Annotated in this window: 9 protein-coding genes; 2 read left to right on the forward strand and 7 right to left on the reverse strand. The window is 46.4% G+C overall.

Annotated features, from left to right (window positions below; all coding sequences use genetic code 11):
* Window positions 1-184 precede the first annotated feature (184 nt).
* The gene (locus NK638_RS02050; RefSeq protein ID WP_274631737.1) at window positions 185-3,127 is read left to right on the forward strand and encodes a LysM peptidoglycan-binding domain-containing protein; all 2,943 of its coding nucleotides are present in this window, start codon (window positions 185-187) and stop codon (window positions 3,125-3,127) included.
* A gap of 76 nt (window positions 3,128-3,203) precedes the next feature.
* Here NK638_RS02050 and NK638_RS02055 read toward each other — a convergent pair whose 3' ends face one another.
* Entirely contained in the window at window positions 3,204-4,412 is a 1,209-nt protein-coding gene (locus tag NK638_RS02055; RefSeq protein WP_274631738.1) for a transglycosylase SLT domain-containing protein, read from the reverse strand.
* A gap of 1,038 nt (window positions 4,413-5,450) precedes the next feature.
* Window positions 5,451-6,281: a Nif3-like dinuclear metal center hexameric protein gene (locus tag NK638_RS02060; RefSeq protein ID WP_274631739.1), complete on the reverse strand. Its 831-nt coding sequence runs from the start codon at window positions 6,279-6,281 to the stop codon at window positions 5,451-5,453.
* 336 nt (window positions 6,282-6,617) lie between these two features.
* Here NK638_RS02060 and NK638_RS02065 point away from each other — a divergent pair, with 336 nt between their 5' ends.
* Complete coding sequence (locus tag NK638_RS02065) at window positions 6,618-7,922, forward strand: S1C family serine protease (protein ID WP_201585598.1); 1,305 nt, start codon at window positions 6,618-6,620, stop codon at window positions 7,920-7,922.
* 34 nt (window positions 7,923-7,956) lie between these two features.
* Here NK638_RS02065 and yfaE read toward each other — a convergent pair whose 3' ends face one another.
* The 5 genes from yfaE to nrdA form a co-directional block, all read right to left on the reverse strand.
* Complete coding sequence (gene yfaE / locus NK638_RS02070) at window positions 7,957-8,223, reverse strand: class I ribonucleotide reductase maintenance protein YfaE (protein ID WP_192992875.1); 267 nt, start codon at window positions 8,221-8,223, stop codon at window positions 7,957-7,959.
* Window positions 8,224-8,326: 103 nt separating this feature from the next.
* Window positions 8,327-9,460 carry a class Ia ribonucleoside-diphosphate reductase subunit beta gene (nrdB, locus tag NK638_RS02075; RefSeq protein WP_274631740.1) on the reverse strand — a complete coding sequence of 378 codons (1,134 nt, stop codon included), beginning with the start codon at window positions 9,458-9,460 and terminating at the stop codon, window positions 8,327-8,329.
* Between the two features lie 52 nt (window positions 9,461-9,512).
* On the reverse strand, window positions 9,513-9,872 hold the full coding sequence (locus NK638_RS02080) for a hypothetical protein (RefSeq protein WP_274631741.1): 360 nt from the start codon (window positions 9,870-9,872) through the stop codon (window positions 9,513-9,515).
* A gap of 64 nt (window positions 9,873-9,936) precedes the next feature.
* Window positions 9,937-11,118: a helix-hairpin-helix domain-containing protein gene (locus NK638_RS02085; protein WP_274631742.1), complete on the reverse strand. Its 1,182-nt coding sequence runs from the start codon at window positions 11,116-11,118 to the stop codon at window positions 9,937-9,939.
* Between the two features lie 182 nt (window positions 11,119-11,300).
* Window positions 11,301-13,577 carry a class 1a ribonucleoside-diphosphate reductase subunit alpha gene (gene nrdA, locus NK638_RS02090; RefSeq protein WP_274631743.1) on the reverse strand — a complete coding sequence of 759 codons (2,277 nt, stop codon included), beginning with the start codon at window positions 13,575-13,577 and terminating at the stop codon, window positions 11,301-11,303.
* Window positions 13,578-13,928: the final 351 nt, after the last annotated feature.

A 13,928-nucleotide genomic window follows, 5' to 3' on the forward strand; every position in this document is an offset into this window, starting at 1 on the left:
TATAACCATTCCTTATAAGGTTTTGTTTATATATCTATGCTTATATTCATAAAAGTCACAAAAAAGAGCGGCCGTAATTTTTGCTTAAGGTCTTTACATCAGACTGGTCTTTGCTTTACATTGCAGACTATACTATCAAGCAACTTATCTCATTACTTCTTGTCGTTAGGAAACCTCCAATACCATGTCTACTGTGCTCTCAAACTCTCGCTCATTTATTGCGTTACCATTGACGCTTGCGGTATCGACGTTACTCATCAGTGCTTGTAGCAATACCTCGCCGGTAAAAAACAAAGGCGCGACCAACACCTCGGCGACGGTTGCCAAGCGTGCTGGTAAGCAAGCAGTAAAATCTGCCACCACGGATTACTCTACCGCTTATCTTGATGCTGAAAGCTTAGACGAGTTAGCGGATTTGTTAGAAGCGACAGACATGACCATGGTAGAAGGCAACAAACTTGCCATTCAGCAATACGGTGATTTGTGGAATCGTTTGCGTGCCGGCTACCGTATGAACGGCGGACAGCCAATTTATAACCAGCGTATCGAAGCACAAAAAAGCTGGTTTACCAGTCGACAAGAGTATCTAAACCGTTTGACTGCGCGTGCCAGTCGTTATATTTATCACACAGTGCGAGAAGCAGAGCGCCGTAATATCCCAACCGAGCTGGCGCTATTGCCTGTGATCGAAAGCTCTTATGACCCAAGTGGGACCAGTAGTGCCGCAGCAGCTGGCTTATGGCAGTTTATCCCTAGTACGGGCCGTATTTATGGGTTAAATCAAAGCAGCACTTATGATGGTCGCCGTGACGTCATTGAGTCGACGCGCGCTGCCTATGACTTTCTGACCGCATTGCACAACCAGTTTGGTAGTTGGGAGCTGGCGTTAGCCGCTTATAATGCAGGGCCCGGTCGTGTGCAAAATGCCATCGATGCTAATGCGGCTCGTGGTCTGCCCACGGATTACTGGTCACTTAGACTGCCCACCGAAACCATGAACTACGTGCCACGCTTTTTAGCAGTGGCCGAAATCGTTGCCAAGCCTGAGCAGTACGGTGTCTATCTACCAGCTATTGCCAACCGTCAGCATTTTCGCAGTGTGCCTGTCAATTATGGTGTCAGTTTATCGGAAGTATCACAAATCACAGGCGTCAATGCCTCAGGCCCACAGCGGGTGATTATCCCTAATGATGTGAGCCTCAACCTAGATGCCAAGCTCAGCTCGCTGCGTGGTAATGGCATGGGTAATGTGTTGACTGCCAGTGATAACAGCACCACCACTAGCAGCTCAAGCTCATCAAGCTATAACAGTAAGCCTTATACCAATTCTGCTTTGCCATCTACTGGCAGCGCATTGGCAGACTATGCCGCTAGCGCCAGTGTGCCGCAGCAGACGACGAGCTATATCTCACCTACAACGACACAGACGAGCAGCTCGGTCTATAGCAACACCGCCGCCGTACATACTGAGCCGCCGTTGACCACCGCCGAGACCAATAAAATCAATGCTGAGCTAAAAAGCAGCAACAGCCTACCGACCACGTCTGCAAAAATCACTCAAAACAATACCATCGTTCAAGAGCCGCCTTTGAGCAAAGAAGAACGTGATTTTATCGCCAAGCAGATACGCAGTAGCACGCCTGAGACCAATGTCATCAACGCCGATGGCAACATCAACTTATCTGCGGTACAGACGCAGCAGTCTATCTTGGAGGCGACAGGCGATGAAAAAAAACTGAGCTTTGCAAAAACGCCAGTCAGCAAGCCAAAGCCACAAGGCACACGTAGTACCTATACGGTAAAACGTGGTGATACGCTGTCCAATATTGCCAGTCGAGCTGGCGTGAGCTGGCGCGATATCGCCGAATGGAACCAAATAGATGCCAGCGCCAAGCTATTATCTGGTACCACTTTATATCTATATAATGCCAAAACTATCGAGCCGCTTAGCGCTGCCAGTAATCCAGCTGCCAATCAACCCGAAAGCTATGTTGTGCAAGGTGGCGACACGCTTATTGGTACCGCCAATCGTTTTGGCTTATCAGTGACACAGCTTGCCAGCTATAATAATCTTAGCAGCCGTGCTGATCTGCTTCGAGGACAAAAGCTCTGGCTAGTGCCTGGCAAAGTGAAAGCACCTGCTACAACACCAGCGGCGCTCTCTACCAGATCAAAAAAATCAAGCACTGCAACCAAAAACTACAAGGTCAAACCGGGTGATGGCTTGATTGCTTTGGCGCGTCAGTTCAATGTGCCAACCGCTACTTTGGCCAGTCTCAATGGCCTTAACAGCACAGACTCTCTATATGTCGGTCAAACCCTAAAAGTACCTGCCAGCGCAGACATAGACGCGGCCTCTCGTACTAGCAGTAGTAGAGCGCAGAGTAGTACAAGCTCAGTGGCAACCACCAGTTATAAGGTAAAATCAGGTGAGACTTTAATTGGTATAGCCAACAGTATCGGCGTCAGTCCAGCAGAGCTGGCAGCGGTAAACAGTAACTTTGATGCTAAAGCTCGCCTGCAACGTGGTCAAACGATTAAAGTGCCTGCGCCCAAAGATATCGTCGATCGTCAGCTAAATGATAAAGCGGTCAGTTATAAGGTCAAATCCGGTGATACCCTAACGGGCGTGGCAAGACGTTACAATATCGGTCTGAGTGACTTGGCTGCCGCCAATAACCTAAAGACCAACTCAAACTTGATACTAGGCCGTACCATTACGATTCCTGCTAGCGGTAGCCCAGTGGGCTCTCGTGCCAGCAGCCAAAGCATCAATGCGACGAGCAATACCTCAACCAGTACAGTCAGCAGTGGCAAAAAGCTGGGCAATACCGAAAACTACAAGGTCAAGTCAGGCGATGGCTTGATTGCGCTTGCTAGAGAGTTTGGCGTATCGGTAGAAGATCTGGCGGCGACCAATGATTTGGCAACCAATGCCCAACTGCAACGCGGACAGACGCTAAAAGTACCAAAAGCAACCGTCAGCTATACCGTAGGCTCAGGAGATAGTCTCATCGGGCTGGCGCGTAAATACGGAGTGTCGACCCAAGAGTTGGCAGATATGAATAATATCGCAGCCGACACCATGCTACAGCGTGGTCAGCGTCTGACGGTACCCAATCGTTAATAGCGTATATAGTCATCACACAAAAAAGCGGCCCTTATCATAAGAGCCGCTTTTGCGTTTTTTGAGTGTCATGTCATTAGACAGTTTGCGTCTTAATGGTTTCAAGATAGCTTCTGATATTGCTGACATAGTGCATCGCTTGACCATACCGGCTGTTAGAGGCTCTGTGTTCTGCGAGATAGGCATAGACGTTGGCCCAGCTCTTATCATCGATGCCTTGCGTGCGCAGTTTACGCTGGATGCTTTTGACCGCATTTGGACCCATATTGTATCCTGCTAGTGCAAACCAAATTCGATCAGACTTTGGCACATCAGCGAACTCATCTTTCATTTGCTCTAAATAACGCGCGCCGCCGCCGATGCTTTGATACGGGTCCACACGGTCTGATACGCCCATCGCTTTGGCGGTACTGTTGGTAAGCATCATCAGGCCGCGTACGCCGGTGGGCGAGACCGCATTGGCATCCAGATGTGACTCTTGATAGCCCATCGCAACCAACAGCTCCCAATCATGATTGTAGTTACGTGCTTGCTCCTCAAAAGACGACTGATAATCAGGCAGCCTCTCTGTTAGTGTTTTTTTAAAGTGATCTTGACTATAAGCGTCTTTTAGTAGGGTTTGATTATAAAACGCGGCCAGCTTTTGGGTGTTTTTTAGCTTAATACTATCGCACAAAAAATAACTGGCTTTTTGTGACAATGGATCATCAGGGGCATTAAACGACCAGCTGACCTTTGGATGCAGGCCGTTTTTGGTCAAACTGGCATCATAGCCGCAGCTGACGTTGATGGATGACAAATTTAGCTGGCTTTTTAGTTGAGTACTGGCGGTGGTCAATGCCATGTCCGCCTCACCAGATTTTAGAGCATGTAAGGCTGCTTCTTCGCTGGCGTAGGCTTTTAGGTCGATATCGACACCGAGCTCGTCAGCATAAGTACGCACCAAGTCAAACCCAAAACCATGCTGAAACCCATCGGTCGCAAAATACGTGCTATTTCCTGGGACAGCAGCGACGGTCAAGGTATTGTCTAGCATGACATGGTCATAGGCCGGTACGCTTGCCTGCATCGTCGTTAGGCTCTCAGCAGGTAGCGAGAGCAGGGCGATACTAGATACTTGCGCCAGTTTTTTGGTCTTGGCAAACCGATTTGAAGTAGTAGGGGTAACGGATGAAACGATGTTACTTTTGGTGTTTGGTAGGCGCTTAGATGGACGCAGCAGATAAGAAATACGGCGTTTGGCCCCTTGCGCTGATACTTTCACACGATAAGTAATACGCTGCATGGATGTCTCCTGATTTTAGCCATCCTACTTACCGTAAATGCTCACTTGTGTATGCCAATAGCACATATACCGAGGTTGCATTTCAACTGAGGGACACGGTTAAATAACTGTCGTGTGCGCTCAGTTTGCTTATTAAAAAGTCGTGCCGCGTATGAGTTTTCTATAAACACGTGCAGCGCTGTCACAGCCAAGTATCTATTGTAAAAAAAAGCTTATCAAAAAAGCCATGCCTGCAAAAAACAGACGCAAAAATCCCAGAAGGCGATAAATCAGATGATTCCTTCATCGACAATAGATAAGACTGAACGTAACGACTCCCTAACAAACACAGGTAAGGTCATGATTAAATTATTGAAACAAACACGTAGATATCTGTATCAAAGCGACGCCAAACCATGCGTCTCAATGATAAAGTCAATGCACTACGCTAATATCAGCAGCGGCTTACTCTTTATATCGTTTAGGGTAGAGTAAACCGCTGATCATATTTGCTGTTCAGCGATACAGGGTTATTCGTTTTTATCCAGTCATAACACCGACTGACAACAAACATCAAACCACCATCGCAACACTAAGATAGTAATGCGCCGTTAAAGCCGCGCGCCCTCTCACTATAGAAAATAAGTATATAGATAATAAGCCGTGCGTAAGTCTCGCGAAACTTAAGTCTCGTAAAACTCAAGTCATAGATAAATAGTAACGCTAAATGGCTGTCTATTATCTATTTGTTATCTATCTTGGTGCCATAACCGGAAGCTGTAATAATGGGAAGTTTCATGACAAAACGTTCTTTGTTACAGGTAGTAATATGCGGTTACTGGTTTTATTATTCAAGTAGAGTTAAGAAATTAGCGATAAAACTTAACAATTTGCTTATAAACGGTCAAATTTGGCTGTATTATGAAATAGAAGCTAAAAAATGACTAAGTTTTATCGTTAGATAACCGTCAAATAACCAGCACTGACGTATCGAATTTTCAATATCGTAAACCAATAGTATTGGTGTTGAGCTTTGCTTGTGCTGGGTTGATGCCGACTCTAAGCGGGGTTATCAATATCGATAAAACGCACAGATAGACCAAATTGTTGAGCGATGATGTCTCCGAGGGCTTGAATCCCTGCGCGCTCTGTTGCGTGATGGCCACATGCAAAGTAATCAATCCCAAGCTCACGGGCGCTATGGGTCGTGCGCTCTGATATTTCGCCTGAGATATAAGCATCACAGCCCATGGCTGCGGCTTGCTCGATCATATCTTGCGCGCCGCCAGTACAGATGCCGATACGTTTTAACAGTTTTGGGGCTGCTGTATCTGCGGCTGCATCTGCCAAATACTGATAATGACCTGAAATATGTAGCGGTATGCGTCCTAGAGCTTGCGTGATGGTCTGAGTTAGGCTTTCGGCGCTTTGCGGCGGGCATGTGGCAATATTGCCGACGGGATGCGACTCATGAGGGTATAGCGCCTCTGTGATGGTGAGCCCTAACATCTCGGCGAGCTTGACATTATTACCGATTTTTGGATGAGCATCGAGCGGCAAGTGGTAGCCAATCAGCGAGATTCCGTGTTGCATCAATTTACGAATACGCTGGCCTTTCATGCCAGTGATGGTCATCGGTTCGCCTTTCCAAAAATATCCATGATGGACCATAATCGCATCGGCGTCCTCAGCGATGGCAGCATCGATGAGTGCCTCGCAAGCCGTCACCCCAGTCACGATGCGTCTGATAGGCCGGCCGCCATCGACTTGTAGGCCATTTGGCGCATAGTCTTTAAATGCGCTGGCAGACAGATAGTCATCACAAAATTCAGTCAGCGCTTGGGCAGTAATCGTCATATCGGCAGAGGTCGGGGTATCGTGAGCGGTCATGGTGGTTCCTTGTCGTTATTTGCGTTATTTGATTGGCCGGTGAGACAAATAATCTGCATTTTAGCATGACAGTGCCAAAGAGTAGACAAGGCCAATAACTGAAATGGTACACGATGCGTTACTATTCGGTAGAATGGGCAGTTATAATTTGCCTATGGTGGGTCAGCTTTAGAACTGACGATACACAAGACCACTTGAGCGATAGCGTTTTGCTGCTGATATTTGCTATGCTATTGCTCATAGTAGGCCAGTAGTAACTGGCCTGCGATTTGTCCCGGTTTTATTTATCATTGTTTTTTTATTGTTTGTGTGCATCAAAATTATAGAGGTTTTTATATGTCGCCATCCCCGAACACCAATAACAAGGCGTCTGTGTTAAAGTGGCTTCCTTGGATCTTATTGCTGCTAGTATTGGCAGCGTTTACCTGGTTGTTCATGAGTATGAAAACGACGTCAGAGGCGACGTGGGAGCCACCGAGGACGTCACCTGCTGAGCAGCAAGCATCGGCTCCTGTCGCTGACACGCCTGCACCGATCTCCTCTTATCATAATGCCGTCGCCCGCGCGTCACAGTCGGTCGTCAATATCTATACCACGCAGACCATGGCCGAGCATCCATACATGAATGACCCTGTCTTGCGCCGTTTTTTTGAGTTTCATGGCGGGCCATCGCAGGATCAAGGCTCTACCAACTTAGGCTCTGGGGTGATTGTCTCAGAAGACGGCTATATCGTGACCAACGCCCATGTCATCGAAAAAGCCGATGAAATCACCGTCGCGTTTAATGACGGGCGTAAGAGCCGCGCCAAGATCATCGGTACCGATCCTGATAGTGATTTGGCGGTGATCAAAGTCGATATGACCGGACTGACGCCGCTTGGTTTCCGCGAGGATCCTATCCGCGTCGGCGATTTGGCCTTGGCCATTGGCAACCCGTTCGGTGTCGGCCAAACGGTAACGCAAGGGATCATCTCCGCCACTGGGCGTACTGGTCTTGGGGTCAATAAGTTTGAAGACTTTATTCAGACTGATGCGGCGATCAACCCTGGTAACTCAGGCGGCGCGCTCGTCGATGCGCATGGCGAGCTGGTCGGTATCAATACCGTGATATTCTCGCGCTCTGGCGGCTCGATGGGCATCGGCTTTGCTATTCCGACCGCCCTTGTCGAGCAGGTGATGAATGCCTTAATCAAAGATGGCAAGGTCAGTCGTGGCTGGCTAGGTATCGAGATTCAGTCACAGCTTCGTGATCCTACACAGCTTGAGACCTCGACCGGTGTAGAAGTATTAAACGTCATCGACCAAAGTCCTGCGGCCAAAAGTGGCCTACAAGTGGGCGATATTATCTTGACCATCGACGGGGTCGAGATGACCGATGCCAATACCTTGATTCAGTATGTGGCCCGTAAGCCGCCCAATACTGAGCTCAATGCCCAGATACTACGCCAAGGCAAAAACGCGCAGGTAAAAATCGTATTAGAGGAGCGTCCGGTACAAGAGCCAACCCCGCGTCCCGTCATCATTCATGACGAAACGCTTGGCGGTTCCGGTCAGCCATACTTACCAGATGAAGAGGTACCGATGATGTCAGAGGCAGAGCGTGATCGTATGCGTGAGGAGCTACTTAAGCTGTTTGAATAGGGTATAGAGGTCGGTAACTGCCACAAAAAAAACTTTATTTAATCACGGGCTCATGATTGATATGAATGACCCCTTGCACACGGCAACAGCAAGGTAGGATCTCATCCTCATCTATCATCGCCAGCGGCTCAAATGGATAGTCGACGCTGTGTGAGCTTGAGATACGCTTGACGCGGCAGCTACCGCAGTAGCCTTCGCGGCACTGATAGCTGATATCGTGCCCAGTACGCAGTAAGCCGTCTAGCAAGGTCTCGCTATCGTGCAAATAAAAGCGCTGTTTGCTGGTCACTACCCACGTCATTGCCCAAGCTCCTGATGGTCATTTTTATTGGTGTTTTTTGCCTTGATGATAGCGCGCCTGTATGACAGCGATATGTCATCGACGCGCTAATAACATCTAAAAATTACAGCTCAAAGTCATCAAAGTCGCTGTCTGATAGATCAGAGTCGATCTGACCGACCAAGTATGAGCTAATCTCTGTCTCTTGCGGTGCCACTTGTACGTTGTCAGACGACAGCCACGTATTAATCCATGGGATAGGGTTTGATTTTGAATTTGGGAACGCCGCTGGCAAGCCGACCGCTTCCATGCGCAGGTTGGTGATGTATTCGATATACTGACAAAGAATGTCTTTGTTTAGACCGATCATCGAGCCATCTTTAAACAGATAACCTGCCCATTGTTTTTCTTGCTCAGCAGCCTTGCGGAATATCTCGATACTTTCCTCATAACAGGCTTCAGCAATCTCGACCATCTCAGGATCATCTTTACCATTACGCATCAGATTGATCATGTGCTGAGTACCGGTCAAATGCAGCGCCTCATCACGCGCGATCAGTTTGATGATCTTGGCGTTGCCTTCCATCAATTTTCGCTCAGCAAAGGCAAACGAGCAGGCAAATGACACATAAAAACGAATGGCTTCTAGGACGTTGACCGCCATGATGCACAGATACATCTGTTTTTTGAGTGACTTTAGATCGACGGTGATCTGCTCGCCATTGATATTGTGCGTACCGGCACCGTATAGGCTATACAGCTGCGAGTTGCGGTACAGATCGTCATAATACTGCGCAATATCAGAGGCGCGCTGCAAGATATGCTCGTTTTGCATGATGTCGTCAAAGATAACGCCAGGGTCATTGACGATATTGCGGATGATATGGGTATAGCTGCGCGAGTGAATGGTCTCGGAGAACGACCACGTCTCGATCCAAGTCTCCAGCTCAGGGATAGACACCAGCGGGAGTAGCACCACGTTTGGGCTGCGGCCTTGGATAGAGTCGAGTAGGGTCTGATACTTGAGGTTACTGATAAAGATATGCTGCTCGTGCGAAGATAAGTTACTAAAGTCGATACGGTCTTTTGAGACATCGACTTCCTCAGGACGCCAAAAAAACGACAGCTGCTTTTCAATCAGTTGCTCAAAGATTGGGTGCTTTTGCTGGTCATAACGCGCCACGTTGACTGGCTGACCGAAGAACATCGGCTCGCTCAAAGCATTGTTTGGCGTTTGAGAAAAAATCGAGTACGTCATTGTTCTACCTTTATCAGTAATACGGTTGTTGGTTTATATGGAGTTGATTGTTTTATAAGTTTTCTAGCGATATTTGTTCTGAGGTTTGTCCGTCATTCATATAGGCTTTGAGTATCTCGCTTAGCTCTGCATCATCTAGGGCGTCTAGCTCGTCGATTGCGCTTTTGCGTCGGGTACTTATGCCGTCGTCATCGGTGTCTTTTGGCGGTTTTCGCTCAGCCTTTTTATTGGCTCTTTTGGTGGGTTTTTTGGGCGTTTTGGTCTCGATTGTGCCGGCGTGCTCGCTTAGCTGCTGTCGTACTTCTGCGATGTCAACGTCTATTTGTACGATATGCGAGCTACCATCGTTTAGGTCAGAAAACACGTTTGGGATAAAAAGCCCACCGTCTTTGATGATTGCGGTATATTGCACATGACCTCCGTCGTTTTATTCTGCTAGGTTTTGATTATGGCAGTAAAGTTCAAAATATTTTTAGCTAAAACTCTATGAGCTCTTTAGCTTTTTCTAAAGTTTTGTTCCCTATACCAGAGACTTCGCCGAGCTGCTTTAAGGTTAAACCACCATTTTTAACTCGTGCCTTAATTATATTTTTTGCTATGTTTCTATTAATATTAAGTAAAGCCTCAAGTTCATCGATGGTAATCTTTTTAATATGTGGCTTTGTGTTTGAAACAACTGAGTCATCTAAATATTCCAATAAGTCCGCTAGCATAAGATATATATGGAAAACAAACTTCGTAGCTTCTAACTGAGTGACCTCATCATGAACTCCTTTATTAGTAGCTTTATTATTTCTTTCTAACCACGATCCAAGATAATCAACATGAGCTTTGGCTAAAGTTTTATTCGTATCTGACTGTATAGCTTCATGCATAAACTGCCATAAACGATTGACATATTGATTTTGTTTGAATGTTCTATTATTTATAATTTTATCGTTGGCTGGATAAAGATTGTCAGCTAAACTTTCTAGCAAACGTCGACAAGTAGTTAGTGCCTGTGACCATTCTTCCTTATTATCAGAAGAGATGGATTTGAAAGCTAGCATAAGTTGTTCAGCTAATTCAGGATTTATTTCAAGAAATTTATCATCGACGGCGTCTTTTAGCAAATCGAAACTACTTTTAACAGTACCTGAATATTTTAGTTTATCGATTAAGGACGAAATGTAGGAATAGCAATGCTTATTAATATAAGATAAATGAGAATTTATATTATAAACATAGTGTGTACCGTCATTACCTTTTTTTAATTTCGAAAGGCGTTCTGCTATCTGCTCAATTAATACAATAGAATTTAAGCCTCCAGAAGCTTCTGTAGATTTATGAGTATATAACTCATTTATATTATTGCTATCACTAAAAGATATATTTAGTTTCTTTGCACTCTCAAGTATACTTTCACGTTTTTTATTCCTTGCTTCAATTGCTTCATCTTCTTTTGGATCTTCATTGAGAAAGTTGAACAGCTTTTCTAAAATAGCTGTGTATTGAACATTTCCTAGTTGCATTTGTGTCCAAGCATAAATTGCATCTTCGCCTAACATCGAAGATGCTCTAGCTAGTTTTTGGACAGCTGTAGAGATACTTCCTTTTTTTGATTCTAATTCACATAGACCTTCTTCTAAAATATTTAGTGCATCTGTTTTCTTGTCCATAATTAATCTTGTCCTTAATCTGCACTATAGATAAATAACTTAGCTCATAGAACTGCTCAGTGTACCAAAATAGCAAGCAGCGGACTCAACCCAAAAGCCAAACCCGCCATCCCTAGAAATCCTATTTAAAGAATTTCTCTTGCGAACCTAAAATTGACATGCAATTTTTTGACGCTTCTCACCTAAATCTTACAAGCCCCGCCAGCACAATCATCTTCCATATCCGCTTGCGCATCATTGGCACCATCACGAGTGTTATGATAGTACAACGTCTTCACGCCAAGCTTATACGCGTTGAGCAAATCCTTAAGCAATATCTTCATTGGAACACGACCACCTTCATAACGCACCGGATCGTAGTTGGTGTTGGCCGAGATACTTTGATCGACGAACTTTTGCATGATAGAGACCAGTTTGATATAGCCATCGTTATTTGGCATTTGCCATAGTAGCTCGTACTGACCTTTTAGCTTGTCAATCTCAGGTACCACTTGCTTGAGGATACCGTCTTTTGAGGCTTTGATAGACACCAGACCGCGTGGTGGCTCGATACCGTTAGTGGCGTTGGCGATCTGACTTGAGGTCTCAGACGGCATCAAGGCCGTTAGCGTAGAGTTGCGCAGGCCATGCTCGGTGATCTCTTGACGCAAGCTTTCCCAATCGAGATGTAGCGGCTCTTGGCAGATGTTATCCAAGTCAGACTTATAGGTATCAATCGGCAAGATACCTTGCGAGTATGTGGTTTCGTTAAACGCAGGGCAGGCGCCTTGCTCTTTGGCCAATTTGTTTGAGGCTTTGAGCAGATAGTACTGTAGTGCTTCAAAGGTTTGATGTGTCAGACCCAATGCTGAGTCATCTGAGTAGCGCACGCCATTTTTGGCCAAGTAGTACGCATAGTTGATCACGCCCACACCTAAGGTACGGCGACGCATACTGCCGTTTTCAGCGGCTTTGACTGGATAGTCTTGATAGTCGAGTAGGGCGTCTAGTGCACGGACGATCAGCTCTGCTGGCTCTTCGATATCGCTGACGTTCTCGACTTTACCTAGATTAACCGCTGATAGGGTACAAAGCGCGATCTCGCCAGTCTCGTCATTGATGTTATCAAGTGGTTTGGTCGGTAGCGCGATTTCCATACAGAGGTTTGACTGGCGAATCGGTGCGACGGTCGCGTCAAACGGGCTATGGGTGTTGCAATGATCGACGTTTTGGATATAGATACGACCAGTGCTGGCGCGCTCTTGCATCATCAGACTAAACAGATCTGTCGCTGGGATCTGGCGGCTACGAATGTTTGGGTCTTGCTCATACTGGGTGTATAGCGCTTCAAATTTGTCCTGATCTTCAAAAAACGCATCATACAAGCCTGGGACATCCGAGGGCGAAAACAGCGAGATGTCTTGGCCTTTGATCAGGCGAGTGTATAGCGTTTTGTTGATTTGTACGCCATAGTCCATATGACGGACGCGGTTGTCTTCGACGCCGCGGTTGTTTTTGAGTACAAGGAGTGATTCAACTTCTAGATGCCATAGTGGGTAAAACAGCGTTGCAGCACCGCCGCGTACGCCGCCTTGTGAGCAACACTTCACCGCAGTTTGGAATAATTTATAGAATGGAATACAGCCAGTATGCTGCGCTTCACCGCCGCGAATAGGGCTGCCAAGGGCGCGAATACGACCAGCGTTGATGCCGATACCAGCGCGCTGTGACACATAGCGTACGATGGCGCTGGTGGTGGCATTGATAGAGTCTAGGCTATCGCCGCATTCGATCAAGACGCACGAGCTAAACTGACGCGATGGCGTACGCACACCCGACATGATAGGCGTCGGTAGGGAAATCTTAAACTGTGAGGTCGCATCATAGAAGCGTTTGACATAGCTTAAGCGGCTAGCCTTGTCGTAGTTGGCAAACAGGCACATACCGACCAGCATATACAAAAACTGCGGGCTTTCATAAACGCGCTTGGTGACGCGATCTTGTACGAGGTACTTGCCTGCCATTTGCTCTACCGCGGCATAGGCAAGATTCATATCGCGCCAGTGGTCGATGTACTCGTTTAACTCATCAAACTCGCTACGGCTATAGTCGGCTAGGATATGCTCATCGTATTTGCCTGCCTCTGTCAGAGTCGTTACATGATCAAATAGGTGCGGCGGGGTAAATTTGTTATACGCAATCTTACGCAAGTGAAAGATAGCAAGGCGCGCGGCCAGATACTGATAATCAGGCGTCTCTTCAGAGATCAAATCTGCGGCAGACTTGATGATGGTTTCGTGAATGTCACGGGTTTTGATGCCTTCATAAAACTGAATATGCGATTTAAGCTCCACTTGTGACACTGACACATTATCTAAATCGTGCGCGGCCCATTCGATTACCTTATGGATTTTATCCAAATCAATCAGCTCTAATCGTCCGTCACGTTTGGTCACTTTGATCTTGTCGATGTGTGTCATGTTGCCCTCTTAAGTTGATTGCTTATTGTGATGCAAAGCGGAAAGAGCCCGCTGGCATGCTTTATGACGCTATAGCTGTCTTGTGGTGGTAGGGTGTTTTTTAGGCAAAACTCTACCGCTGCTCGTAGTAAATTAAAAATTCACTGAGCACTACATATAGCGTATTTGTTAGTAGGTAGGCACAATATAGCGGGAAATTTTTGAAAATGCTATATTGATTTTAGTGGCAATCTATGTTGCCAAGAGGTTGCCGATGCTGCCAATTTTGGCAAAGGGTGATGGCATAAGGGTTAGGGGCGAATAGCCTCGTGGATAATTTTTTTTGTAAAAATGTGGTAGACATTTACTTTT

The sequence above is a fragment of the Psychrobacter sp. A3 genome, assembly GCF_028823565.1.
GTDB classification, from domain to species: Bacteria; Pseudomonadota; Gammaproteobacteria; order Pseudomonadales; family Moraxellaceae; genus Psychrobacter; species Psychrobacter celer.

Excerpts from the sequence above, each read along its gene's own strand:
- NK638_RS02050 (WP_274631737.1), top strand. The coding sequence starts at position 185 with ATGTCTACTGTGCTCTCAAACTCTCGCTCATTTATTGCGTTACCATTG.
- NK638_RS02055 (WP_274631738.1), bottom strand. The coding sequence starts at position 4,412 with ATGCAGCGTATTACTTATCGTGTGAAAGTATCAGCGCAAGGGGCCAAA.
- NK638_RS02060 (WP_274631739.1), bottom strand. The coding sequence starts at position 6,281 with ATGACCGCTCACGATACCCCGACCTCTGCCGATATGACGATTACTGCC.
- NK638_RS02065 (WP_201585598.1), top strand. The coding sequence starts at position 6,618 with ATGTCGCCATCCCCGAACACCAATAACAAGGCGTCTGTGTTAAAGTGG.
- yfaE (WP_192992875.1), bottom strand. The coding sequence starts at position 8,223 with ATGACGTGGGTAGTGACCAGCAAACAGCGCTTTTATTTGCACGATAGC.
- nrdB (WP_274631740.1), bottom strand. The coding sequence starts at position 9,460 with ATGACGTACTCGATTTTTTCTCAAACGCCAAACAATGCTTTGAGCGAG.
- NK638_RS02085 (WP_274631742.1), bottom strand. The coding sequence starts at position 11,118 with ATGGACAAGAAAACAGATGCACTAAATATTTTAGAAGAAGGTCTATGT.
- nrdA (WP_274631743.1), bottom strand. The coding sequence starts at position 13,577 with ATGACACACATCGACAAGATCAAAGTGACCAAACGTGACGGACGATTA.